The organism is Undibacterium sp. Rencai35W (assembly GCF_049340185.1).
In the GTDB taxonomy this organism is placed as follows: domain Bacteria; phylum Pseudomonadota; class Gammaproteobacteria; order Burkholderiales; family Burkholderiaceae_D; genus Undibacterium.
In genome coordinates this window covers 248,824-274,737 of record NZ_JBMPPC010000002.1, presented here as the reverse complement: position 1 = coordinate 274,737, position 25,914 = coordinate 248,824, and the positions used below count along the sequence as shown (strand labels likewise).

Sequence of the window (25,914 nt, the reverse complement as noted above, 5' to 3'; positions counted from 1 at the left end):
TTCAGTCCAGATAGACTAATGCCGGGATAGCCTTTGTATTTCAGGCGAAAATAGTGTGATTCTTCGAGTATCAATGTCCATCAACATCTCCACAGAGATGCTGCGGCCTAACACATCATTTGCATCCAATCTCACAACTCTAATCTGATTTTATCCAGCAGGAAAGAGACTTCCGTAATCCCATCAGGTCAATGTCTTTTTTCGATACAAATAAAACCGGAAATTCTCAACATTCTTTTTAATTTCACCTACACTAAAGTTGTCAGGTGCAGCAGAGCAACGACTTAGTATGGACGTTTTCTATGTTCTGCGGATGTAGAAATATCGTTTCCTTACTCAGTCGCATAGTCGATCCATCGCTTTCAAAGGAGATCACAATGAAAATCTTTGACAACTATACAGCGCGTTATGAACGGACTCGTGAAGAAGAGTATTCGATGCAAGAGTTCCTGGAATTGTGTAAAAAAGAACCTCTTGCTTATGCCTCTGCTGCCGAACGCATGTTAGCTGCCATCGGAGAACCTGAGCTGATCGACACACGACATGATTCTCGGCGTTCCCGGATTTTTTCAAATAAAGTCATTAAAATTTATCCGGCTTTCCGTGAGTTTTATGGCATGGAAGAAGTCATAGAACAAGTCGTGTCTTATTTTCGGCATGCGGCGCAAGGCCTTGAAGAGCGTAAGCAAATTCTTTATCTGCTGGGCCCGGTCGGTGGCGGTAAATCATCGATTGCCGAAAAACTAAAATATCTGATGGAGAAAATTCCTTTTTACTGCATCAAGGGTTCGCCGATTAACGAGTCTCCTCTGGGACTGTTTAATGAAGATGAAGACGGCACTATTCTTGAAGAAGACTTTGGTATTCCACGACGTTATTTACGAAATATTCCAAGTCCATGGGCAGTAAAAAGATTGCATGAATTTAACGGTGATATTAATCAATTCCGCATTGTCCGGCGCTACCCATCGGTTTTGAAGCAGATCGCGATTTCTAAAACCGAACCAGGCGACGAAAATAACCAGGATATTTCTTCACTCGTCGGTAAAGTCGATATCCGGAAGCTGGAGGACTATGCACAGGATGATCCTGATGCTTACAGCTATTCGGGAGGCCTCTGTCTCGCCAACCAAGGACTGATGGAATTTGTCGAGATGTTTAAGGCGCCGATCAAAGTCCTGCACCCTTTATTGACCGCAACGCAGGAAGGGAATTTCAAAGGGACAGAGGGCTTTGGCGCGATTCCTTTTGAAGGCATTATTCTGGCGCACTCAAACGAATCAGAATGGAAAGCATTTAAAAATAATAAAAATAACGAAGCCTTCCTCGACCGTATCTATATTGTCAAAGTACCGTATTGCCTGCGCGTTAGCGATGAGATCAAAATTTATGAAAAACTGGTCAGGACGTCGTCTCTTGATCAGGCGCCATGTGCTCCGGGAACTTTAAAAATGATGGCCCAATTCGCGGTGTTGTCGCGACTTAAAGAACCGGAGAATTCCAGTATCTACAGCAAGATGCTGGTGTACGATGGGGAGAATCTGAAAGACACTGACCCGAAAGCCAAGTCGCGCCAGGAGTACACGGATTATGCAGGTGTGGATGAGGGGATGAACGGTTTATCCACACGTTTTGCATTCAAGATTCTGTCCAAAGTATTTAACTTTGACACGACAGAAGTAGCTGCGAATCCCGTACACCTGCTATATGTTCTGGAGCAGCAAATTGAGCGTGAACAGTTTGCACCGGAAACTGAGCAGAAATATTTTTCGTACATCAAGGAATACCTTGCCCAGCGTTATGCAGAATTCATCGGTAAAGAAATCCAGACAGCTTATCTGGAAAGCTATTCGGAATACGGACAAAATATTTTTGATCGCTATGTGACCTTCGCTGATTTCTGGATACAGGATCAGGAATTCCGTGATCCCGATACAGGCGAAAGTTTTGACCGTGACGCCTTGAATAACGAGTTAGAAAAAATAGAAAAACCAGCCGGCATCTCGAATCCTAAAGACTTCAGAAACGAGATTGTGAATTTCGTCCTGCGCGCCAGAGCGCAGAATGCGGGTAAAAACCCGGCCTGGACCAGTTATGAAAAACTACGTACGGTCATAGAGAAAAAAATGTTCTCCAACACGGAAGAGTTATTGCCTGTGATTTCGTTCAATGCCAAGGCAAGCGCTGACGATGCGAATAAGCATCAGGAGTTTGTGTCACGGATGGTGGCGAAGGGATATACCGCTAAACAGGTACGTCTATTATGCGAATGGTATCTGCGTGTCAGAAAATCATCCTAATGTCCGCTCCTTTCAGCAACAGGACATCTGGCGGGAAGGATAAATTTTCCTGACCGGTGTGTTGAACCTCATTTTGCAGGAGACCATTTTGGTTCATCTGATTGATAGGCGTGTTCAAGGAAAAAATAAATCTGCTCCGAATCGTGAACGGTTTTTACGTCGTTACAAAGGGCAGATTAAAGATGCCGTAGCCAGAGCAATCAAGGGCCGGTCTATCACTGATTTTGAGAGTGGTGAGAACATTCGTATTCCCGTCAAGGATGTCAATGAACCGACATTTGGGCATGACCGTGGCGGTGTCTGGGAAACGGTTCAACCTGGAAATAAAGAATATCTGAAAGGTGATCAGGTTGCCCGGCCAAAAGGCGGCGCTGGTGCGGGTAAGGGGCAGGCCGGTAATAGCGATGAACTGAGTGAAGATGATTTCATTTTTCAGTTAAGTCGCGAAGAGTTCATGAATTATTTTTTTGAAGATTTGGAATTGCCAAATCTCGTCAAAACGCAACTCGCCTCTACTACTGATTTTAAAAGTCAACGCGCCGGGTATAAAACATCCGGCACCACATCGAGTCTGCATGTATTGCGTTCGTTGCGTGGTGCGTTGGGAAGACGAATCGCCGTTGGCGGTAAGTCTGCGCGACGTCTGAAGCAAGCTGAGATGGAGATGGCGGAGCTATTACGCAAATCGCCTGACCCGGATCATATGGATGAGCATATCGCTACCTTAAAACATGAAATTCACCACCTGCGCACACGGCTTCTGGCAATTCCCTTTATTGATCCTTTCGATCTCCGCTACAGCAATCGTGTAAAGGTGCCGAAGCCATCGACTCAGGCGGTGATGTTTTGTCTGCTGGACGTATCCGGTTCGATGGATGAAGCAAAAAAAGAAACCGCTAAGCGATTTTTCATTCTCTTATATTTATTCCTGACCAGAGCATATGAAAAAATTGATGTGATTTTTATTCGTCATCACACAGCGGCATCCGAGGTGGATGAGAATGAATTTTTCCATTCACGTGAATCGGGTGGCACGATCGTCTCATCGGCACTGAATTTGCTGACGCAGATCATACAGGAGCGCTACCCTAGCGGAGACTGGAATGCCTATGTAGCGCAGGCATCTGACGGCGATAATTGGGACAACGATTCAGTGACGTGCCGTCAGTTATTAATCAACACGATTATGCCGCTTGTCCAATATTATGCTTACGTAGAAATTACCGAAGGTGAGCCGCAAAATTTATGGCAAGAGTATACGCAAGTGCCGGAACATCATGCGCACTTTGCGATGCAAAAAATCCGGACGCCAGCCGATATCTATCCTGTATTCCGCGAACTGTTTAAAAAACAAACAAAGTGAGTATCGTGATGAATAGCCCGGTTACGACCTCCAGCAACCCACATCGGTTACCAGAACAATCGGAGTGGACATTTGAATTGATCGAACAGGCGCATGAAGAGATCCGTCGCGTCGCACAAAATTTTGGACTGGACACCTACCCGAATCAACTTGAGATCATTACTGCTGAGCAGATGATGGATGCTTATGCATCAGTCGGAATGCCGGTTTCGTATCACCACTGGTCGTTCGGCAAGCATTTTCTCTCGACTGAAAAAAGTTACCGGCGTGGGCAGATGGGACTAGCTTACGAGATTGTGATTAATTCCAATCCCTGCATCGCCTATCTGATGGAGGAAAATAGCCTGACCATGCAGGCACTGGTGATCGCACACGCTGCTTATGGGCATAATTCTTTTTTTAAAGGAAATTATTTATTCCGGACATGGACCGATGCTGACGCGATTATTGATTACATGGTTTTTGCGCGTAATTATGTGACGGATTGTGAGCGGCGTTATGGCATAGAAGCAGTAGAACTGCTGCTCGACTCTTGTCATGCCCTGCAAAATTATGGTGTAGATCGTTATAAGCGGCCCGCTAAATTATCGTTGGCAGAAGAACGTGAGAGACAAGAAGAACGTGAGCGCTATCTGCAATCGCAAGTGAATGATCTCTGGCGCACATTGCCGCGTCGTGATGAAACAGTTGCTGATCAGGAAGTCGTGCGTTTTCCGACTGAGCCCCAGGAAAATCTTCTGTACTTCATTGAAAAATATTCGCCTTTACTGGAACCATGGCAAAGAGAAATCGTCCGTATTACACGGAAAATTTCTCAATATTTTTATCCACAGCGCCAGACTCAGGTGATGAACGAGGGGTGGGCGACCTTCTGGCATTACACGATTTTGCATCAGTTGTTTGATGAGGGAATTGTGGGTGATGGTTTTATGATGGAGTTTTTGCAGAGTCATACGAATGTGGTGTATCAGCCGCCTGTGACCAGCCGTTACTTTAACGGCATTAATCCCTATGCTCTTGGGTTTGCGATGATGCGTGATATTCGTCGCATTTGCGAACAGCCTGATGATGAGGATAGAAAATGGTTTCCCGATATTGCCGGTAGTGACTGGCAACAGACTTTGAATTTTGCGATGCGTAATTTCAAAGATGAGAGCTTCATTGCGCAATATTTATCACCTAGACTGATACGTGAATTTCATTTTTTTTCTGTGCTTGATGATGATCATCAAGACAAACTCAGTATTTCTGCCATTCATGATGAGAGTGGCTATCAGTACCTGAGGCAGCAGCTGGCAGGTCAATACAATCTTGGCAATCGTGAACCTAATATTCAGATTTGGTCTGTCGATATGCAGGGTGACCGCGCCCTGACACTGCGACATAACGAATATTTGCGCCGTCCGCTGAACAAGCAGACGGACGAGGTGTTGAAGCATGTTGCCCGCTTATGGGGATTTGATGTGTATCTGGAAACCGTTGATCAGCACAATAACATCGTCCATACCCAGGAGTGCAAATGGGAAAAACGTAGCCGTATCCGCTAGTCGGCAATTTCTGATGTGGCGATAAACCACAAGGTCCCATAAAAAATAATCAACGGTACGGTACTGTGTCCGGCTATCGGATAGAATAAGTAAAATACACAGGCATAGTGTGCGCAGCAGCATATCTACTTACTATGAAATGTGTGTCCGATGTTCGACGCATCTGATTTATTCGATTTTTTTCCGCTTAACTATTTCGACGGAGTGTGCACGATGTACCTCGATCACCCAAAGATTTCGGCAACTCATAGCGAAACAGAGCCAGACCGCCTTGATCGCTTATATCGCGTTTATGGCTACGCAATTGGTCTTGCTGATGCCGATAGAAACGTCGATTGCATTACTAAGCTAGCAAAAATTCATGATCACAAAGGGACTTTGATGGTGATCTGGCATGTCGCTCCAAGCGAAAAAGAAAAATCTTATTTTTCGCGTGCCTGGCTGAGCAAGATCGGTGACGAATCACCGCAGGTTGAACATGCGCTGATGTTGATGGAAGCCCCCGCGCCAGTTGCTGCTGAAACCTGATTTACCTGCCTCAATTCACCACCAAACATCATAAAAAAGCGCGATTCAAACTACTTGAATGGCGCTTTTTCTTTATGGTGTTATTGACGACAATATGTGTACTGATTGCCCGGTGATACGAGCACTAGGTATGTTTAAATTCAATGTTGAAATTTAATGTTTAAATTCAATGAAATTTTAAATCTTCTACCAGTTCTGAAATACCCGTCCAGCCAATTTCAATTCCGATACAGAGCAAAATAAATGCAGATAGGCGCATCAATACAGTTGCACCGATGTCGCCTAAAAAGCGCTCCATATTCCGTGCAAAACGGTAGCACAGATAAATCACCAGAGTCGTCAGCAAGACCCCGAGAGCCGAGGCGATACTGGTGATCAGCCAGTCCACCGGTTTATGAGGCATCTGTGTACCGAGCGTCACGGATGCCGCGATCGTCCCCGGTCCTACTGTCAGTGGAAAACTGAACGGGTAAAAACTGCGGCGACGCAATTCTTCTTTGCTCCAGGTGCCGCCGTGGGATTCTGCGACAGAGGTACGTAATTTATCTTGCCCTTGGTCGTTCAGCAGCTTCCAGCCCGCCATTCCGACGACGATGCCGCCCGCCACTCTGACGATAGGTAAAGAGATGCCGAAAAAATCGAGAACATAAGAGCCAATAAAGATGGCTCCCATTAGCAGGAAAAAGCAATTCAGTGCAATGCGTTTTGCAAGGCGATTCGCCAGGCTTGATTCAATCGGCCCCGTCATCGACAAGAAAATCGGTGCGATCGCAATCGGGTTCAGGATAGGCAGCAGCGTGATCGGCACGACAATCAAGGCCTTGAAGAAAATAATCATCATCGATACGCTCATACATACTCCGGAAAAATCTGAGGACTTGATTATAAAGTTGTATTGCGGTTTATGGCGAGTTTGCTCACTGTGATTTTATTTCTATACCGGCAGTCTGTTCTATCTTCAGCGTGCTGTCTGCAAAATTCGGATTGAAAATCGAAATTGATCTCAGCATTCGTAAAAGAGACGTTTCCGGAAACATCATGCCTTAGTGCCGGAGTCCCTGCAATGTGCTGGACCCTTCATGCTTCTGTGGCGAGAGGTCTTGGTTTTTGCGTTAGTTCTATCAGTTCTGTCGATGTAAAATTTTAATGGGAAGGTTTTTATCAGCTTCCACAAAGCTTCCACAAAGCATCCACTAATAAAAATGCGCCTCCCAGACCAATAATGGCTGGAAAGGCGCATAGATACTGCGGCATTCAAAGTCACACTCAATCTGTATTTACTTCAAGCCGAGAGTTAAACCGAGAATTTCCATTGGGCGCACTTTCAGTGCTGCTTGAGCGCTGGCGGTGACTTTGCGGTCACTCAGTGTGGTACAGCGGTAAGATTTTATTTTGCCATAGCCAGCTATGACAAAATCAAATCTCACAAAACTGCCTCGTAAATCCATCCGTCATCATCTCAAACCCCAATGGAGTTTCTCGGTTAAAAGTCAAACTTCAATTCGCCGACAACGCTGCGTTGCGTGTAGGGGTGAAATGCCCAATAACTTGCATTGTTGAGATTGTCGATGCCGACGGAGGCGGTCCATTGTTTGGCGACCTTGTATTGGATTCGCAGGTCAGTCACAAAGAAGCTGGAGACGCCGGTATAGGTTTTACCGTTCGGATCACTGTTATCCAGGGTGCCGTATTGTCTGCCGCTGTATCGTGCACCGAAAGTGGCCGCGAGATGATCGTTGACTTGGTAACTGGCGACAAAGTTAGCGCGCCAGTTTGGCACACGTGGCTGCCACATTCCGACGCTGGCGGGGAATTTATCGTTTTTGACGATTTTGGAGTCCGCATACGTGAGGCTGCCAGTCAGATCCAGTCCGCGTACGAAGACATCATTGGCGATATAGGCCAGCTCTAATCCTGTGGTGTGGATGTCATCAACGTTCTGGATATTGGTGACGTTGGGAGTGACGCTGACATTGGTTTGCGAATACAGTGCATCCTGCGTGCGTTCGTGGAAAATTGTGGCACGTAGCATGCCGCTATCCAGCGCGCGCTCGATACTCCATTCTGAGGTCCAGGATTTCTCTGGCTTCAGGTTGGGGTCGTTGTTGACGATGGTATTCAAACTGACCGATCCCTGATATAGCTCTGATACGGTCGGCATTCTTAAGGCGCGTCCGGTTGATGCCTTCATGGTCCAGTCGTTATCGATCTTATAGGCTAATGCTGCTTTCGGTGAAAAGGCATTTTCTTCACGTGCGTCGAACGGCAAGGTGCTGCTTGCCGAAGAAATAGCACCATTGCTGGCACGCCACTGCTCTGCACGACCACCGATAATGGCCTTCCATTGCGGACTGATACGCCATGCATCCTGGACATAGAGACTTTGTAATTCGGTATTCCCCTGAAACCCTGAGAAACGCGAACCGGCTGCACCATTGATCCAGTCGCTGGTATTGGATACGAGTGTGCGCAGCTTATATGCCTCGCGCTGATAGCCGAATTCAAGCGTATGTTCTTTGGCCGACTCCGGACGCCAGATACCTTTGAGTGCCAGTGTATTCCAGCCGGTGCCGTTCATATCCGTGATACGACCTGCGCCACCGGTATTGGCTTGCGGTATGGCGACGGTAGGTGAGCGTGCAATATCTTTGCTGTACTCATACAGGCTGGTGGCGATTTCCCAATCCCACACGCCCTTGGTATTGCTTTTCAGGCTCAGGCCTTGCGCGATATGCTCAAGACTATTCGTGCTGTTAGCAAAGTCGGTTGCGGCTAAGGTATATTTTTTGCCACTGACATTAATGTCGCCGCTATAGACAGGATTACCTGCAGTGTCACGGATGTAACTCTCGACACTGCTGTTCATATTGTTACGCCAGTATCCCAGGGTATAACTGATGCTCAGCGCGGGTGTGATGTTGTAAGCCAATTTAATTTTGGCATGATCTTGCACCGTATGATATTGCCCGGTCGCACCCAGGATCAGCCAGTCCTGATTTTTCGGATTCTTATCAAAGATTGCACCGGTAACGGGCGTACCGGTATTGCTGGTAATCCCTGTGGATAATAATTTGTTCACGAGGGCAATAGGATGACCGTCGCTGTCCAGACGATTGATATTCGCCCACCACGACCAGTCCCCCTGTTTATTTCCCATAGATGCACTAAGCTGCTGACCGCTATACGACTTATCGGTGCCGTATTGCTGAAAATTTTCATTGAAGGCCAGCACTTTTGCATGTCCTTCAAACTGGACCGGCATCCGTGTAATGTAATCGACCACGGCACCGACAGAATTGCCCGGATAAGCGGCCGAGAAGGGGCCGTATAGTACGTCAACACGCTCGATTTCTTCCGGTGTGACCAGGCCCCAGCGCGGGGTAAAGCTGGCACCGTTGCCGAGTAAGTTGGATAACAACACACCATCGGCGTACACCAGTGAACGTGCGCTGTTGCCCGTGCCTGACGCCCGGGTTGCCAGTACGGCGTGATTGTAGTCGCCGACATAACGTTTGCGTACCAGCAGACTTGGCAGGTATTTAAGAGCGTCTTCGGCATCGATCGTATTGATGGTTTGTTCCATCGTCTTGGCATTAATCCCTTCTATCGTTGTCGGGATTTCAGTCGGCAATGAAGAAGGGCGACCACCGGTGATGACGACGCGGTCCGTCAGGCCGTTGTCGGTGGTCAGCATTTCCGCGGCGAAGCTGCTTGTACACATAAACGGCAGTGTTGCAGCCACTGCGGCGCTCATTATGCGGATAGTAGAGATAGAAGAAGCGGCAGAAATCGCAGGAATCGCAGGAATAGCAGAAGTAGTAGGCAGGGCAAAGCGCGTGCTACCAGCACGCGAACATTGAATAGAGGTCATGGTTCAGGCTTTAAAAAAGCAAACTACAAATAAATTTGGCGCACCGGAGTTGAACGCAAGGCATCGCGGTTCAGGTGTGAATTCAGGGGGCAACTGAGGTGTAACTTAGTCAGGACTAAGCGACGAATTAACTCAGAATGAGTGCAGAAGGTGTTCAGGCCGGCGGGCCACGGGCGGGAAGCGGAGCGGAGACAATCGCAGCCAGACGTGCTGCGGGGATAGAGCGCAAGACATAGGACAGCGCATGCGTCGGTTGAATGGCATCTTGTTGCGGCAGAACCGGTGTGATACCGGTCGCCAGACAAAAAGAGCAATCAAGCAGGTGCTTCATGTTATCACCGCTTTTACTGCTTTTTGGCGCGTCTTTATCTTGCTGACTGATCAGTTTATATCCAGTGCCGGTACAAATCAGGCTCATCGCCTGTGGATTGACCACCGGTGCCGCAATCGCAACGCCCAAAGCCGCCGCGTACAAAAATAGCACGAGGGCAACGAGTTGGCGGGAAATGCGTCGTAGTGTCATGGGGCGCGACTATAGCATAAGTGCGTCACCAAAATCATCCTTAGCGAGTCCATGGAAGTGCCTGAAGCGGGCTGTCATTGGCCAGGTGGCGAGGTATTACACTCTAGACCTTAGGCAAAATCAGAGCAATTAGTGATCTTCTGCTGTATTTGAAACAAAATACAACGGACAGCTTTTTTCAGCGCAGATAGAATGCGTGGCATAAGTTCATCTTCAGGTAATAAAGCTGAGGTAGTAAAAACGGCGGATTGCTTATCCTTGTTTTTTATCCTTGTGTATCACTTGTTAGTAAGCAATCGACCATGAACATTTTCTCCAATTTTCCGGTTTAGTAAAAAAGGATTTTTTTATGCATAAGCACACGCCATTGCGCTCGGTTTTTTCTGCCAGTCTTTCAATCGGTTTTTCGCTCAGTCTGTCGGCTAGCTTGCTGCTTACGACGATGCACGCCGCCAGCGCGGCTACGGCTACGGATGAAAAGTCCGCCAGAACGATCGCGATCAAGGCTGGCAAGTTAGTCGATGTAGAGACCGCACAGGTGCTGACGGATCAGATCATTATCGTCAAGGGTGAGCATATTATTGCGGTCGGATCCAGTCAGGCGACTTCCATCCCGGCAGGTGCACAGATCATCGATTTATCTAAGGCAACGGTTTTGCCCGGTTTGATTGACGCGCATACCCACCTTACAGGCAATCCGCATGAGCATGGTTACACCGGCATCGGTACCTCGAATATCCGTGCTGCGCTGTATGGCGTTCGTGCGGCGCGCGATACCTTGAATGCGGGCTTCACCGCAGTACGTAATGTCGGTGCAGATGGCTACGGTGATGTGGCTTTGCGGGACGCGATCAATGATGGGGATATCGTCGGTCCGCGCATGCTGGTTTCTGGCTATGCCATCGGCATTATGGGCGGTCATTGCGACAATAATTTATTGCCGGCGGAGTACAACGACGTCGGCAAAGGTGTGGCAGATGGTCCTTGGGCGGCCCGTGCCAAAGTCCGTGAAATGGCAAAATTTGGTGCCGACCTGATCAAGATCTGTGCAACCGGCGGTGTTTTGTCCAAGGGTGATGCCGCAGGCGCACAGCAATACACCTTAGAAGAAATGCAGGCTATTGTTTCCGAAGCGCACAAGCTGGGGCGCAAGGTTGCAGCGCATGCCCATGGCGCCAGCGGAATTAACGATGCCTTGCGTGCTGGCGTCGATTCTATCGAGCATGCCAGTCTGATTGATGCTGAGGGCATGCGTCTTGCTAAAGAAAAGGGTACCTGGCTGGTGATGGACATCTATAACGATGACTATATTCTCGGTGAAGGTGAAAAAGCCGGTTTCTTGCCAGAGTCGCTGGCAAAGGAAAAAGAAATTGGTCAATTGCAACGTGATAACTTCCGTAAAGCATTTGAATACGGCGACAGGATGGCGTTTGGTTCGGATGCCGGTGTGTATCCACATGGCGACAACGCAAAACAATTTTTTTACATGGTCAAATACGGCATGAGTCCGATGCAGGCGATCCAGGCAGCAACGATTAACGCCGCCGATTTATTAGGCTGGAAAAAAACGATAGGCAGTATAAAAGCCGGAAAGTTTGCAGATATCATTGCGGTTTTCGGTGATCCTCTGCGCGATGTCACAACCTTGACGAAGGTCGAGTTCGTGATGAAGGGCGGCGATATGATTAAAGTACCTGCGGCCAAATAATCTTGCAGCCAGTAGCTTACAGCGGCGGATAAAACCGGCCGCAGGTAGCAAAACAGCCGCCATCAGCGGCTTGCGCACAGACATTCCCTATTTATAAAAAAGGATATTCTTTTGAGACAGCAGACATTCGGGCAGCAACTGATACGCACCAAGCCAGTTGGCAGCAGTAAAGAAGGAGAAGAGCGTAATAGCAGTGGTCTGCATCGCTCGTTAGGTTTGTTTTCGCTGACGATGATCGGCGTCGGTGCGACCATCGGTACCGGGATATTTTTCACGATGGTCGAGGCCGTGCCTAAGGCCGGTCCATCGGTAATTCTGTCGTTCTTGCTTGCTGCGTTGACGGCGGGTTTAACTGCATTGTGTTATGCCGAATTGTCCTCACGGATTCCTGCATCAGGTTCGTCGTACTCATATGCGTATGCAACGGTCGGTGAGTTTGCTGCCTACATTGTTGCCGCCTGTCTGTTACTCGAATATGGACTGGCCGCCAGTGCAACGGCGGTGGGCTGGTCTGCGTATCTGAACAACTTTTTAAGCAATGCCGTCGGCTGGCAAATCCCGGAGATGCTGCGCTCGCCAATGATTGTTGCCGGAGCCAAAGGCGTGGAGATACATTCAGGGCAGATCAATTTGCCGCCGATTATTCTGGTGATCGTCTGCGGCTTTTTGCTGTTACGTGGAACTAAAGAATCCGCTACCGTCAATGCCGTCATGGTGATGATCAAACTGGTCATCCTGAGCTTCTTTGCGTTTATCGCTTTCTCTGGTTTTAATCCAGAGCATTTCACACCTTTCTTCAATCAGGACAATAGCAAAGGCCTTGCCGGTATGGCTGGTGTGACTGCAGCAGCAGGCACGGTGTTTTTCTCATTTATTGGACTCGATACTGTGGCAACTGCGGGTGAGGAAGTAAAAAATCCTAAGCGCAATGTGCCGTTGGCGATTCTTTCCGCGCTGGTGATTGTGACGGTGTTTTATATGCTGGTCGCGGTCGCGGCACTGGGCGCGCAACCTGCAAGTATGTTTGAAGGCCAGGAAGCAGGGCTGTCGGTGATTTTACAAAACGTCACCGGTAAAGCGTGGCCTGCACTGATCTTGTCGGCTGGTGCGGTGATTTCTGTATTTAGCGTGACCTTGGTGACGATTTATGGTCAGACCCGTATCTTGTATGCGATTAGTAAAGACGGTTTGATTTCGCCGTCATTCCAGAAGGTCAGCGTCCGTACCCAAACCCCTGTCAGTAACACCATTATTGTTTGTATGATTGTTGGTGTTGTCGCCGGACTGGTCGATGCCACCTTCTTATGGGATATGGTCAGTATGGGAACTCTGGTCGCCTTTATGGTGGTATCCGTTGCCGTGCCGGTGATGCGTCGCAAAGGTATCGGCGCTGACAGTGATGGTTTCCGTGTGCCATTTGGCCCTTATTTGCTGCCAGGGTTAAGCGTGTTAGCCTGCTTGTATATTGTCAAGGATTTACCGCCTACTACCTACTGGGTGTTTTGTATCTGGATGACGGTTGCGGTAGCGATTTACTTTCTGTACGGTATGCGTCACTCACGACTACATACAGGTGAGCAAAGCGAAAAATAATTTTGCAGAAAATCGTAGGGCTCTTGTAATCCAAGAGCCCTTGCTACATCTAATCGCAGTATTTCTATTATTGGTAAGGGAAAAAGATGAATCATCTAGTTACTCGGTTTTTATTGCCCGTGAGCGTCGCAATGTTGCTGGCTGGGACAGGTGTTGCCGTCCATGCCGAAGTGATCGGTAGTGTGGATACTGCGTTCATTCTGATTGGTCCGGATCATAAGATCGTTGTCGAGGCTTATGATGATCCCAAGGTCGCCGGTGTGACATGCTATGTATCACGTGCCAAGACGGGCGGGATAAAAGGAGCGATTGGTCTGGCTGTTGATAAGTCGGAGGCGTCAATCGCCTGCCGTCAGGTCGGGCCTATCAGTTTTCCTAAACCTTTAGCGCAGCAGGAAGAAGTCTTTAACGAGCGTCTTTCTATCTTGTTCAAGAAATTGCGTATCGTCAGAGTCGTTGATGCCAAACGTAATGCATTGGTATATCTGACTTATTCTGATCGCTTGATTGACGGCTCGCCGCAAAATAGTGTGACAGCGGTGCCGGTGGATAGAGCGACAATAATTCCGCTGAAATAACGATCAGTTTTCTGGTTGCGCAGAGGGCGTTCTATTTATTGGGGGACGCCTTCTTCGCCACGCTCAGTGGCTTGTCCGGCGGGCTTTTTACTTTGCTCCGTGATGCGTTTATTTTGCTCTTTGTATTGATAACAAACATCCTGAAAAATCTTCAAACGCCCCGTAACTTGGTGTCGCGGGTCGGGAGTTCCCGCATAAGTCCGGCAGTTTTTCTGGCGTGACAGAGCGTCGTGGCAACTGATCTTTCACCATAAAATTAGCGGCTTCCGGCTGTAAAAACAGACTGCGTACCGGATGGTATCCAAGATACAGCAGCGCAATTGAAGTCTCTTTATTATCCTTGCTGCGTAATAATCCCTGATCTCTGCTGCGGATAGCTCCGTCCACCAGATTGCCTTCTATATCTGCGCTGCTCTCAGGAAATCGTACGGTTATTCCTGCGGTGTCGAGCAGTGTGTTGTGAGTTACCACGCTGGCCGCAGCACGATTCAGATAAATGCCGTCATCGGAACATGAGGCAATCAGATTTGACTGAATAATGCTCTTATCCTGTTCGGTGATACATCGTCCGTCGCGACAATACTCTTTGCCTGTGCCGCCGCCACCCAGCGATAGCCCGACTCGCTGCCCGGACTTACCTTGTAATAAGTGCTCGCATAAGACGATATTCTGTTCAAATTTATTTGCCGCACCTGCACCTTTGGCAAACGCACCATAGCTGATTCTGTCCCCCTGATCCTTAATAAAATCCGAGATCATATTACGCCGTATGACCCAGTGACTCGCTGCGACCAGATCAATCAAGGTTACCGGATTGCTAGTTTTTCTGGCACTGGTATTACTTAATGTGTTGCCTTCAATTAGGCCAAAGTCTGGCATACGGCCATCGCTACCGTTGATTTTAAAATGCGCATTGAAATCAGAGATCGTATTGTTCAGCGAGACAAAATACCTGGCACCACCGGTCACATGAAAAGCATGCTCGCAGTTTTCGTGATACTGACAGACGCCCCGGATAGACAGATTTTCAAAGGTCCAGTAAGGCGCAGAAACTTGAAAACCTTCACCAAGATTAAATTCCAGGAATACTGTTCCGGGCTGTATTGCCCGTACCGTGATTCTATTGCTAGCGGTGCCGGGCCGGTTAGCGATTAACGGTGTACCCACAACATAGTAAGTACCCGGCATCATTGTGATGACGTCACCGGGATTGGCTTTAGCCAGTGCTGTCACTAGCTGTGTACTCGATGTGACTAAAACGCCCGATTCTGCCGGTACCGCATGAGGAGCGGACTCAAGCCCGGCTTGAGGCAATCGATTTGCCTGAGTGCCGATGGTGATGTGGAGCGCCTGATGCGGCAAGGCTATGCCACGATCCAGTTGCATCAGCGTCTTGCTCGCTAGTTCACCTGCTTTAACGATGAAGGGATTGTGATCCGATGTTCTGCGCTCGACATACGGAGACAACGCCCTAGGCGTCACTCCTGCTTGTTGCAGGTAATACAGCCCAGCCCAGCCCGCTAGTAGCATCAGGGCGGTCAAGATAAGCAAATACAGCAGGTAGGGACGGATGTTGATGCGCATAAGATTTTCAGAATTTTAAAAATTCTCAGAGTTATCAATAGATCTTGATTATTGGCACTGATTAATGACCCAGATTGTCAATAATCAATATGAATCAGATTCAGTTGAACCAAGCCTCAACTCGATACCAGAGCAAGCCCAGCCATTCATACAAAGCATAGTGCGAGCGACGCATATTCTCTGCTGAGGTAAACAGATTCCATGGTGCACACTCGGTGTCCGCCAAAAACATTGTCGGTGCTGATACGACTTGTAAACCGCTACGCTCAAACGCCATACGCGCTCTTCGCATGTGCATCGCATCGGTCACGAGCAGCACGCGTTTGACGCCGGATTGTTTGAGAATACGTGCTGAATAATAGGCATTTTCTTCTGTATTCCGTGCATTGTTTTCTACCCATTTCACCGGAATGAGAAAGTCCTGCTCCAGCGCCCGCTTCATCCCTACGGCGAGCGTTTCGGTATTCCCGCTGGATTGCCCTAATCCGCCTGTCACCAGTATCGGCAAGCCCGTAGCGCGGTAGAGATGGGCGCCATATCGGATACGTGCCAGCGCAATGTAGTCAGGGATGTCCTGATGATGGTATTCGGGGCTGCTCTCTATCCTCCCGGCCGTTAAAATAACAATGGCCTCTGCATGAGTATTTTTGTCGGAGGTCAGCGCTTGCTCCAGTGACTCCAATGGCCGCACCAATAACCATGAGCCAATTCCTGTGCTGATAAAAAATAGCAAAAAAATAGAACTGATACGCAAAGTGAGGCTTGTACGCGGACGCCATTTGCTGATCAGCATACCTATCAGATAAATTAAGAAAAGGCTAAGCGGTGGTAATACAAAGATTTTTGCGAAAGTCGCCAGCATTGCGCTCGTGTGCATAAGGCCTTCGGTGAAGGTGTTGAACAAACTGCAATATATACAAAGTGTGCAAATTGTCACTGAGATTTGATTTTAATTACAAGAAAAAATACACTCGTTTCAGTTAAATGAGTTTTAGAGTGTGTAATCACCTCAAATAATGCCTCATGGAAATGAATGCGCCTTAAAATAAGAGATTGCGTGACCAATTTGAAAAAATTAATGAACACATCCATTGCACCGGGCAAAACGACGGAACAGTCGGTAGATGCTTTGCTGAAGACGATACGTATTCCGCCGCGCCCAAGTTTGCTGGCAGACGTGCAGCAGGAGATGGCATCCAAGGACCCCAGTCCACGGCGTCTGGCGAAAATTATCGCCAATGATGTCGCTTTGGCTGGCTCATTGATGAAACTGACAAACTCGTCCTTTTTTGGCTTACGACTAAAAGCGACATCGGTCGATCATGCCGTAGATTTGCTGGGATTAAGTCAATGTGGCTTGCTGATGACGGGGATCATTGCGCGTCAGGCTGTTGTGGTGCAAGGACGGTCGCTGGTAAAGTTCTGGGATTTCTCAAGCAAGCGGGCACAGGCGATGGCATATCTGGCCAGTCGTATTCGCGTTTGTCCTGCAGATGTCGCGCATACCTTCGGGTTGTTTTGTGATATCGGTGTGCCCTTGATGCTGGAACGTTTTCCAGATTATTCAACCACGTTGGCCACGGCGAATAAGGAATTCGTCAAGCGTTTTACCGATGTCGAAGACGAAAAACATGCGTGTAACCATGCTGCCATTGGTTCACTGATGGCACGTACCTGGGGTTTGCCTGAGCATGTGTCGACAGGGATTTTGTTGCATCATGATTATGCGGTACTTGAAGATATTTCCACGCCAGAAATCGTTCGCTCCCTGATTGCCTTAGCCTTGATGTCGGAGTACGGTATTCAGAAATATCATGGACAAGAGTTGTCCGCTGAATGGGAAAAAGGCGGCGAGCTGGCGTGCGGGTTTTTAGGCTTGGCGATGGATGAAGCCGCCGACAAATTCGATGAACTGCACGAAATATTTAACGCCGCTGCCTGAATATTGTTCGGCAATGATCCATCGCTAAAAGACCACGATCACGATCACGACCAAAGCGTCAGGTTTGCATCAGATAACCGTTCGCGACCATCATATCTTATGGTCGTCCACCAAGCAGCCGTGCCGGCAACATCACAATTGCACGCAATAATTCAAATACACCCTCGACCGCAATGCCCAGTAATCTGAACGGCAGGCAAAGCAACCACACCAGCGGATAGAGCACTAGAGCAAGCAATGCCAATGGCCAGCATACGATCAATAAAATAATCCAGAGTAATAAGCCCATCATCATTTTTCCTGGTAAAGCTAATTAAGCTAAGAGTTGATGTAAGAGACTGCTGATCATGACGATGGCGATGCTAGCGATGACGACGCCATCCATATTTGCGCTGAGTTTCATACTATTTCCTTTCGGAGTCGGTTGATGTGACTGTACTGTAGCCACACGACCTCATGATCTCCAGCTGCTTGCGACGAAATGCAAAAACTCAGGTGTAATTGATCTGTTTTAGGGGATGGATGGTGTCCGGTTTCTGCCGCTGCTTAGTCAATTATTTAGTTGATCACTTATCCCCCTGAATGCGAGCAGTCGTAACGTCAAAGTGTTACGGACTTTGCGTCAATACATCAAGGAGGGCTGCCGACCCGGCATCAGGATTGCCATCGAACAGGCTGGGGCGATATCGTGTCTGGAACGCGATCATCACATTGCGTGTTGCCTGATCCCACACACCGGTTTGCGGTACTGCATAGCCATGCTGTGCCAGTTTTTGCTGGAACCAGATGACATCCGGTAATTGCTGCTCAAATACGGTTTGCCGCAGCTGTACTTGCTGAATGTCTGGCCAATTGACGAGGCCGGCATCGGCAAGCTTTTTCCATGGGAATAAAGGACCGGGATCAGGTTTGCGCTGTGGTGCTATCTCGCTATGGCCGAGGATATTCTCTGCTTGAATCTGATGGCGTTTTACGATGTCTTTGAGTAAAACAATCAGCGTATCGATCTGATGAGCTGGGTAGGGTGGATAGATGCGTCCCGATGGCGTGTCCTGATAGCCAAGATTCACGATCTCTATGCCGATAGAATTTGCGTTTAAGTGGGGATAGGTTTTCCAGCTACTGACGCCTGCATGGTAGGCAAGACGGCTTTCATCAACCAGACGATAGACCTTGCCCGGACTATCATCACCGATCAGATAGTGGCTGCTGACGGCTTGCTCGCTGAGCACTTTGAGCGATAAGGCCATATCGAGTGCTGTGTAATGCAGGATGATAAATTTCACTCGGCTTTCCTGGCTTTTTGCGGATTTGTTTGTATCTATGTTGTTCAGATCAAATGCGGCTACATCAGACGCTCCGCTCATTTTGCCAGATGGAATGCCGGCGCACGCCGTTACCGCAATACCGATTGCCAGCGCTGTCAGGATTGACCGGATACGCCGTTGCTGATCTTGCGCACAGGCAGGCAAATGCATAAAAATGCTCTAGGCTTTCATGACGGGCGATACCGTAGGGAACGTGATCAAAATCTCAGTCCCTTTATTAAGTTCGCTTGAGACGGTAATCGTGCCGCCGAGAATCCTGACCACGATGCCGTGTACGATGTTCATTCCCAAGCCAGTACCTCCGTTGCCCATTTTTGTCGTGAAAAAGGGATCGAATATTTGTTTTCGGACGTCTTCATCCATGCCCGCACCGTTATCGCTGACAATGAGTTGTACATTATCAGCATTGAGACGCTTTACCGTGACCAGAATGATGCCGGCGCTGTCATCGGCGAAGGCATGCAGCGCCGCATTCATAATCAGATTATTCAGCACCTGACCGTAAGGCCCTGGGAAACTATCGCAGAGAAGATCGGGTTCCGCCTGCAGATGCACTGTGCATCCGGTTTTGCGTATGGCAGGATTCAGCATTGTGAGAATTTCGCTGCTGACGTTACCCAGGTTAAATTGCCTGCGCTGTTCACTGGTCTGATCGACGGCGACTTGCTTGAAATCGCCGACAATACGTGCTGCCCGTTCCAGGTTGTTGAAGAAAATATCGAATCCAAGCTGTGAGTGATCCAGCACTTTGGATAAGGTACTGCGGCGAATATTGCCAGAGTCGACTTCTGTGCGTAACTCTTTCAAGTCACCATTGATTGTGGATGCGACCAATAAGGCATTGCCTATCGGCGTGTTTAATTCGTGAGCGACACCGGCAACCACGCGACCAAGCGAAGCAAGTTTTTCAGTTTGTATCATATCGTGCTGGGCACGGTTCAGCGTTTGCAGAGTCTCTTCCAGGGAGCGGGTGCGCTCTTCGACTCTTTGTTCGAGATGTTCATTCATGTCCTTGAGTTCGGCATTGCGCTGCTCTACTTTACTAAACAGGTCGAGCAGTGATTTTCGCGTTTCTTCCAGGCTTTGCGCGAGTATGCCTAATTCATCGTTGCGTATCGCTTGAATCGGTATTTCGAGTTTGCCCTGTGCCAGATTCTGTGAGGCCTCAACCAGCTGATCCATTGGGTAGACAAAACGTCTGTGCATGACGAACAGGATAAAAAGCAGGGAGCCGATGATGATGAGTAACCCGGCACGACCATACCGTATGGTCACCGCTTTGAGTTTTTGGCGGTAGCCCGCTGTCGTCATACTGATTGTCAATTGACCCAGCTTGACGCCATCCCGCGAGATGTCTTGTTTCAGTGTGAGCGACTTTTCATCCTGAAAATTATTTCGTGTTTTGGATGCAAAAGGCGAACCTGCACCTTCTACGACTTTGATACTGGTAATGTCGGGATTGACAAACGCCGCTTCGATGATGGAATCGGCTTGTTGCGGTACGAATTGCCACAAAGATTCGCGTAGTGCTAAAGAGGTCAGGGTAGTCAGTCGCTCCAGTTCCACCTGCACATTCGCCGTATGCTCCTGCTCGATACGGGTGGCTTCCTCCAGATAGACCAGTGCTGATGCCAGGGCGATTCCGACCGCAACGGTAATGGCAATGACTGCTCGCAGAGGCAGCGCTGATTTAATACCATGGTCGCTCGGTCTCGGATTCATGAATCGTAACGGGGGCTCCGTAGGGACTGCGCAATACGATAGGGTGACGTCTTCTGATATCAAGAATACTACAGAATGGCTTGCAGATGCCAGAGCGAAAAAGTAAATTCAATCGCGATAATGCGGCTTGATGAAGGATATCAAGGCATACCAACGCATGTTGGGGATACGGCAGCAATACCTAAAAAGCACCTGGCATACTATTGTAGTGGCAGCTCTGTTGTTCGGGTACCGCGTTGATATGGGATCTGCCTTTAGATTAAGTCGCTTATTTCAGAGTACTTATTTCAGCTTGTTTAATCAGACCAAAAAACGGATCAATCACCACCCATGCGGGTGCCAGCCTGATCTCCACCTTTTCCTGCTTTCCTTTATCCATTAAAAACTGCATCGAATTCTCGATATTGTCGAAAGGACGAGGACCTGCTTGCAGGAGTTGATCAAGTGGCAGGAAAAAATTATCCCAGTGAATCGGTATCACGCGTCGTGCTCCGACACTGGCGACGACTTCTTTCCAATAGGTTTCCTGAAATTCCTTGGGCTGCGTGCCAAGAGTCCCTATCCCCAGAAATACGACATCCGCATGCTGTCCCTGCAATGCGTCTGTCTCAAATCCTGCTGAACTATGTATCAGCAACGACTTAGCTTCATGCGTGAGCAGAATAGAAAAACTTTGTCCTTCTTTGTATGCATTTGCTCTTACTGGCGGGACTAACGGGGCATCGATTGTGCCGCCGGTAAAACCGGTGGGGGCATGTTGTGAGCGGATGAATTTTAATTGGAAACGGCCAAAATTCAGGCTCTCCGCATCATGTACGACTTTGATCATCGGTTCTTTGATGCCCCAGCCGCGCCCGACATTAGCGGTGGATTCAGATCCGACTAAGACTGCATTAGTACGTCTGGCAACTTCAGGTGCATCCATCGCGTGATCGTAATGGGAGTGGGCGACGATGACGGCTGCAAGTTGCTTAATTCCTGCATGCTGCAATGATTGCTGAATGATCTCAGGATTGGGCGCAATTTTTCCAGTAAATACCGTTTTTGCATCAGGGCGCGAGAAAAATCCATCTGTCAGTATCGCCGTTTCACCATCGTCGAGCAACAAGGTTGATACACCCAAAAATGTTACGCGTAATTGAGCTTGCTGGTCAGATGCTGGTGCCGGAGGTATCCACAGGTCGGCGTAGGGTGTTAGACCTGGCGGATTTTTTATCTGGTAGTACAGCCAGCCGCCGGTCGCTGCAAGAATCAGAACAATGCCCAGCAATGCATAAGTAAAAAAGCGTTTCAACACTGGCCTGCCTTTCTTGGAATACAGCTGAGTTGCGTATGCAAAAGGGAGTGTCAAAGACACTAGTAAAAAATTGCCATCACCGCAATCAGACGATTATTGTTTGCTGCATGGTTTGCTATATTGCTCGCTATATTATCCGCCGGACTGAGTATGCGCCAGTAACCAGGTTTTAAACGCGAGCAAAGGACCGAGTGCCGCATTCTCTTCCGGATACACCAGATAATACGCCGCCGATCGCGGCAGACTTAATGCCAGCGGGATGGTCAATGTGCCGGCATCCAGCTCTGCCTGCACCATGAAACGCGGTATCAGTGCCACTCCCATGCCCGCGGCTGCCGCGCTGATCAGCATCGTGAATAACTCATAGCGCGCCCCTTTAACCGCTGACACATCATTGCTGTGGTCATGCAGATCAAACCAGCGGCGCCAGTCATCCAGACGTGTCATCAGATGCAGCAAGGGCATACGACTGATGTCATCTATGCTCAGTTTTTTCGACTTGCCCTGATGGCGAGCGAGAAAAGCAGGGCTGCATACCGGCGTCGTATCGTCTTCGCCGATTAAAAAATCACCTTTTGTGCCGGGCCAGGGCGCTTCACCTGAATGTATCGCGGCATGGAATGGCGATTCGGTGAACATGAATGCATCGGTGCAGGTGCTCAGATTGACTGTGATGTCAGGTCGTAAGGCATGAAACTCTGCCAGCCGGGGGATCAGCCACTGTGCCGCAAAGGTCGGAACCACTGCCAGCTCCAGGGTGCCGGAACCGTCCTGTGTGCCCATCAACTCCAGCGTGTCGCGTTCGATACGGCTCAGATGCGCCCGAATTTTTTCAGCGTAATTTCGCCCGGCTGGTGTTGGAATGATGCGTTGTTTGACACGTGCAAACAAGGCTAAACCCAGCCACTCTTCGAGGCCGGCGATTTGTTTGCAGACCGCGCTTTGGGTCAGTGCCAGCTCATCGGCGGCACGGGTAAAGCTTTGTAGGCGAGCCGCCACCTCAAAGATCATCAGAGCATGCAGACTAGGGATTTTTTTTCTCATTATTCCATTTCCTCACTAACTTATGATTTTAACTCGTTTGTTGTTGGTCTGGGTTTGCCGCAGAATATGCTCACTTCAATAAGTAAAATTAATATGAAAACTAATATCGATACCCTGATTTCCATTTGTGCTGGTGATGCAAAGTCTCATGAGTTAATGAATTTATTGCATGTATCACCTAAATTTAGCGTATGGGAAGAGGGACGTGTCAGTCGTGCCGAGCTGGCTCAGACGCTGAATATGATGTTATTTGACGGTATTTTGCAGCGCGTGCCCAGCGGCAAGGACTACACCAGCGAGGTCACCGCCCGAGGCGGCAAGGTGATGCTCGATCACGGTGCTCTGCGTACGGTGCGCTGGTTTGGTATTGGTGACCTGCCGCCCGGAGAAGCTGCCTTGACCCGCATTCTGAAACCTCTAGGTTATCAGTTGCAGGGCAAATATCCGCTTGATCGTTTGAGCATGACTGGTCGCTCGTATGCACAGATGGATGATCCGGAAAACATCTCGCAATTTTTCGTCAGTGAATTGCATCCGGAACGTTTCAGCCGGGAATTTCAAGAGGCGGTCACCCGCGTATTAGGTGACTCGGTTGATCCGCTTACACCGGGTGCCGTCAGTTTGCTCAACGAACTCGATCGCGACGGTAATCTCAGCATGCAACAGGCGGCTGAGTTATTGCCCGTGCTGATCAATTGTTTTGACCGCCAGCATGGCATCCCTGCCTTATCCGATTACGATATTCTCAAAAGTGAATCGGCTGAGATGGCCTGGATTGCAACCGAAGGTAATGTATTCAACCATGCGACTGACCGCGTCGCGGATGTGTTCCAGACAGCGGAGGAGCAGCGGCAACTTGGCCGCCCGATCAAGCCTCAGGTTGAGGTTTCTGGATCCGGACGTGTGCGTCAGACCGCATTTAAAGCGGCGACCGTCCTGCGAGAATTTCGCACTGATACCGATGGTGTGATCACGCGTGAGGTGCCTGGCTCGTTTTATGAATTCATCACACGGGATCAGATGACGGATACCAATGGAGTCCAGCAACTGGATCTGAGTTTTGATACCGGGAATGCCCAGGGTATTTTTAAGATGACCGCCAATGCCTGACGATATGCATAGCTCCGCTGATCCGGTTGTAAGTATTCCTGAGAGCAGTACTGAATTCATTGCTGAACTCCGCAACATACTGGGTGACTCTGCAGTGATCAGTGATGTCGCTGACTGCGCCCGTTACGTTACCGGCGCGCGGTATGGCGCTGGGCGTGCGCTGGCAGTCGTGCGTCCGGCAACTACAGCGCAGATCGCACAATTAACGCAGTATTGCGCCAGGTATCAGATCAAACTCGTAGTGCAGGGCGCCAACACCGGACTGGTCGCTGCCAGTACGCCGGATGCCAGCGGTCATTTTCTCGTACTGAGTACCGAACGCTTGAATCGCCATATTCAGATCGATGTTATCAACCGGTCTGTGGAGGTCGATGCCGGAGTAACTCTGCATGACCTGAATCAGGCGCTAGAGGTGCACGGACTATGCTTCCCGATTGATCTCGGTGCGAATCCCAGTATCGGCGGTATGATCGCCGCCAATACCGGCGGAGCGCGCTTGATCAAGTATGGTGATGTGCGGGCTAATCTGCTTGGTCTGGAGGCCGTGTTACTTCACCCTGCAGGTACCATACTCGATCTGCGTGCCGCTCTGCGAAAAAATAATACCGGTCCCGATCTCAAACAATTACTGGTCGGTACCAGCGGTGCCTATGGAATCATTACCCGTGCTGTCTTGCAAGTGCATCGCCTGCCACAGCAAACTGCTACCGCCCTGGTAGTGCCACGCGATCAGGCGGCGGTATTAGAGCTGTTGCAAATACTTGAACAGGATTGCGGCGAATTCCTCAGCGCCTTTGAAGGTATCTCAGGTCAGGCGATGGCATCCGTATTACGACATATTCCGGCGATCACGAATCCGTTTGCGCCAGAAGCTGTGCCTGATTATTGTATTCTGATCGAACTCGACAGCACGATGTCACCGCATAAATCGGGTTTGCATCTCGATGTTTTGTTGAACCAGATACTGGAAGCCCATTTTGGTGACGTCATCACGAATGCGGTTGTGGGACGGGGCAAAGATCTCTGGCGGATTCGCCATGCGATCAGCGAATCGTTACGTAGCGAAGGCAAGATCATTGCCTTTGATATCTCCATGCCACGTTCATCGTTGGTCGCTTTTCGCCAGCGGGCAATCGAGTTGGTGGAGACACATTATCCGCAATTACAGATCATGGATTTTGGCCATTGGGCCGATGGCGGCAGTCATTTTAATCTGGTCTGGCCTCACGCAGCGAGCCTTGCTTATGATGCTGCAATCGTCAATACCTTACGAGCCGCGATTTACGATATGGTGGTTCATGAGTATCAGGGCAGCTTCAGCGCAGAGCATGGTGTTGGCCCCTATAATCAGACCTACTATCACCGCTACACATCCGACGCTGCCCAGCAGTTGGCTGGCGACATCCAGAACATGCTGGATCCCTCACACTTGTTTGGCCTGACCTGGTTTGGTAAGACAAAAGTGGGATCGAATGCTGAAACGAAAACATAAATGAAGACCTGATAAGTTACCAGGACTTGCGTAAAAACTAAAACCGCTCATCACAGAGATACCGAGACATAGAGTCAAAGAGAAAAGGCGGGAGTAATCGGTTCAGCGGAATATCGATATCAAACCGAATCCGTAAGCAGAATGCGCCTGCTGGCACAAAATGCCTCGGGAGGCCGCATATAGTATGCGGCTTCAATTTATATGTGGATAGATAGTTTGTCGTTTTTCGTAAGCCCTGATTACTTGTTTTTGCCTCCACAAAGCTAGTCATGTCTTCCTGGTGGAAGCGATCTGCTTCAAACTGAGCCAAGTGCAGGCAATTGAAAAATTGCTCAGTGGTGCCAGAGCGTTTAGACTAAGGCGATCTAAGGTCACATGATGTTA

Annotated in this window: 20 protein-coding genes; 10 read left to right on the top strand and 10 right to left on the bottom strand. The window is 49.0% G+C overall.

What is annotated here, in order from left to right; genetic code table 11:
• Positions 1-377 precede the first annotated feature (377 nt).
• The 4 genes from ACO0K3_RS05240 (at position 378) to ACO0K3_RS05225 (ending at position 5,738) form a co-directional block, all read left to right on the top strand.
• Positions 378-2,300, top strand: a complete 1,923-nt coding sequence (locus tag ACO0K3_RS05240) for a PrkA family serine protein kinase (RefSeq protein ID WP_422982562.1) — start codon at positions 378-380, stop codon at positions 2,298-2,300.
• Positions 2,301-2,388: 88 nt separating this feature from the next.
• Entirely contained in the window at positions 2,389-3,663 is a 1,275-nt protein-coding gene (locus ACO0K3_RS05235) for a YeaH/YhbH family protein (RefSeq protein ID WP_422982560.1), read from the top strand.
• 8 nt (positions 3,664-3,671) lie between these two features.
• The gene (locus ACO0K3_RS05230) at positions 3,672-5,210 is read left to right on the top strand and encodes a SpoVR family protein (RefSeq protein ID WP_422982558.1); all 1,539 of its coding nucleotides are present in this window, start codon (positions 3,672-3,674) and stop codon (positions 5,208-5,210) included.
• Positions 5,211-5,423: 213 nt separating this feature from the next.
• The gene (locus ACO0K3_RS05225) at positions 5,424-5,738 is read left to right on the top strand and encodes a hypothetical protein (RefSeq protein WP_422982556.1); all 315 of its coding nucleotides are present in this window, start codon (positions 5,424-5,426) and stop codon (positions 5,736-5,738) included.
• A gap of 166 nt (positions 5,739-5,904) precedes the next feature.
• Here the strand turns inward: ACO0K3_RS05225 and ACO0K3_RS05220 are convergent, their stop codons facing one another.
• The 3 genes from ACO0K3_RS05220 to ACO0K3_RS05210 all read right to left on the bottom strand — a co-directional run bounded on the left by ACO0K3_RS05220 (position 5,905) and on the right by ACO0K3_RS05210 (position 10,132).
• Complete coding sequence (locus ACO0K3_RS05220) at positions 5,905-6,591, bottom strand: MarC family protein (RefSeq protein WP_422982554.1); 687 nt, start codon at positions 6,589-6,591, stop codon at positions 5,905-5,907.
• Between the two features lie 630 nt (positions 6,592-7,221).
• The gene (locus tag ACO0K3_RS05215; RefSeq protein WP_422982552.1) at positions 7,222-9,609 is read right to left on the bottom strand and encodes a TonB-dependent receptor; all 2,388 of its coding nucleotides are present in this window, start codon (positions 9,607-9,609) and stop codon (positions 7,222-7,224) included.
• A gap of 154 nt (positions 9,610-9,763) precedes the next feature.
• Positions 9,764-10,132: a DUF2946 family protein gene (locus ACO0K3_RS05210; RefSeq protein WP_422982550.1), complete on the bottom strand. Its 369-nt coding sequence runs from the start codon at positions 10,130-10,132 to the stop codon at positions 9,764-9,766.
• Between the two features lie 349 nt (positions 10,133-10,481).
• Here ACO0K3_RS05210 and ACO0K3_RS05205 point away from each other — a divergent pair, with 349 nt between their 5' ends.
• The 3 genes from ACO0K3_RS05205 to ACO0K3_RS05195 all read left to right on the top strand — a co-directional run bounded on the left by ACO0K3_RS05205 (position 10,482) and on the right by ACO0K3_RS05195 (position 14,011).
• A complete protein-coding gene (locus ACO0K3_RS05205; protein WP_422982548.1) occupies positions 10,482-11,840 on the top strand; it encodes an amidohydrolase family protein in 1,359 nt (452 codons plus the stop codon).
• A gap of 111 nt (positions 11,841-11,951) precedes the next feature.
• Complete coding sequence (locus ACO0K3_RS05200; protein WP_422982546.1) at positions 11,952-13,433, top strand: APC family permease; 1,482 nt, start codon at positions 11,952-11,954, stop codon at positions 13,431-13,433.
• A 131-nt stretch (positions 13,434-13,564) separates the two neighbouring features.
• Positions 13,565-14,011: a CreA family protein gene (locus tag ACO0K3_RS05195; RefSeq protein ID WP_422983168.1), complete on the top strand. Its 447-nt coding sequence runs from the start codon at positions 13,565-13,567 to the stop codon at positions 14,009-14,011.
• Between the two features lie 108 nt (positions 14,012-14,119).
• Here ACO0K3_RS05195 and ACO0K3_RS05190 read toward each other — a convergent pair whose 3' ends face one another.
• A complete protein-coding gene (locus ACO0K3_RS05190) occupies positions 14,120-15,595 on the bottom strand; it encodes a right-handed parallel beta-helix repeat-containing protein (protein WP_422982545.1) in 1,476 nt (491 codons plus the stop codon).
• 100 nt (positions 15,596-15,695) lie between these two features.
• Complete coding sequence (locus tag ACO0K3_RS05185) at positions 15,696-16,472, bottom strand: YdcF family protein (protein ID WP_422982544.1); 777 nt, start codon at positions 16,470-16,472, stop codon at positions 15,696-15,698.
• Between the two features lie 201 nt (positions 16,473-16,673).
• Between ACO0K3_RS05185 and ACO0K3_RS05180 the strand changes: the two genes are divergently transcribed.
• A complete protein-coding gene (locus tag ACO0K3_RS05180) occupies positions 16,674-17,537 on the top strand; it encodes an HDOD domain-containing protein (protein ID WP_422982543.1) in 864 nt (287 codons plus the stop codon).
• 97 nt (positions 17,538-17,634) lie between these two features.
• Here the strand turns inward: ACO0K3_RS05180 and ACO0K3_RS05175 are convergent, their stop codons facing one another.
• The 5 genes from ACO0K3_RS05175 to ACO0K3_RS05155 all read right to left on the bottom strand — a co-directional run bounded on the left by ACO0K3_RS05175 (position 17,635) and on the right by ACO0K3_RS05155 (position 22,928).
• Entirely contained in the window at positions 17,635-17,829 is a 195-nt protein-coding gene (locus ACO0K3_RS05175) for a hypothetical protein (protein ID WP_422961561.1), read from the bottom strand.
• A gap of 316 nt (positions 17,830-18,145) precedes the next feature.
• Positions 18,146-19,015, bottom strand: coding sequence for an N-acetylmuramoyl-L-alanine amidase (locus ACO0K3_RS05170; protein WP_422982542.1), 870 nt, complete (start codon positions 19,013-19,015; stop codon positions 18,146-18,148).
• Positions 19,016-19,024: 9 nt separating this feature from the next.
• Entirely contained in the window at positions 19,025-20,587 is a 1,563-nt protein-coding gene (locus tag ACO0K3_RS05165) for an ATP-binding protein (protein WP_422982541.1), read from the bottom strand.
• Between the two features lie 268 nt (positions 20,588-20,855).
• Complete coding sequence (locus ACO0K3_RS05160) at positions 20,856-21,884, bottom strand: MBL fold metallo-hydrolase (protein WP_422982539.1); 1,029 nt, start codon at positions 21,882-21,884, stop codon at positions 20,856-20,858.
• Between the two features lie 132 nt (positions 21,885-22,016).
• The gene (locus tag ACO0K3_RS05155; RefSeq protein WP_422982537.1) at positions 22,017-22,928 is read right to left on the bottom strand and encodes a LysR substrate-binding domain-containing protein; all 912 of its coding nucleotides are present in this window, start codon (positions 22,926-22,928) and stop codon (positions 22,017-22,019) included.
• Positions 22,929-23,021: 93 nt separating this feature from the next.
• Here ACO0K3_RS05155 and ACO0K3_RS05150 point away from each other — a divergent pair, with 93 nt between their 5' ends.
• Complete coding sequence (locus ACO0K3_RS05150; protein ID WP_422982535.1) at positions 23,022-24,038, top strand: DUF1338 domain-containing protein; 1,017 nt, start codon at positions 23,022-23,024, stop codon at positions 24,036-24,038.
• Positions 24,031-25,530: an FAD-binding oxidoreductase gene (locus tag ACO0K3_RS05145; protein ID WP_422982533.1), complete on the top strand. Its 1,500-nt coding sequence runs from the start codon at positions 24,031-24,033 to the stop codon at positions 25,528-25,530. Before ACO0K3_RS05150 ends, ACO0K3_RS05145 begins: the two co-directional genes overlap by 8 nt.
• Positions 25,531-25,914 lie beyond the last annotated feature (384 nt).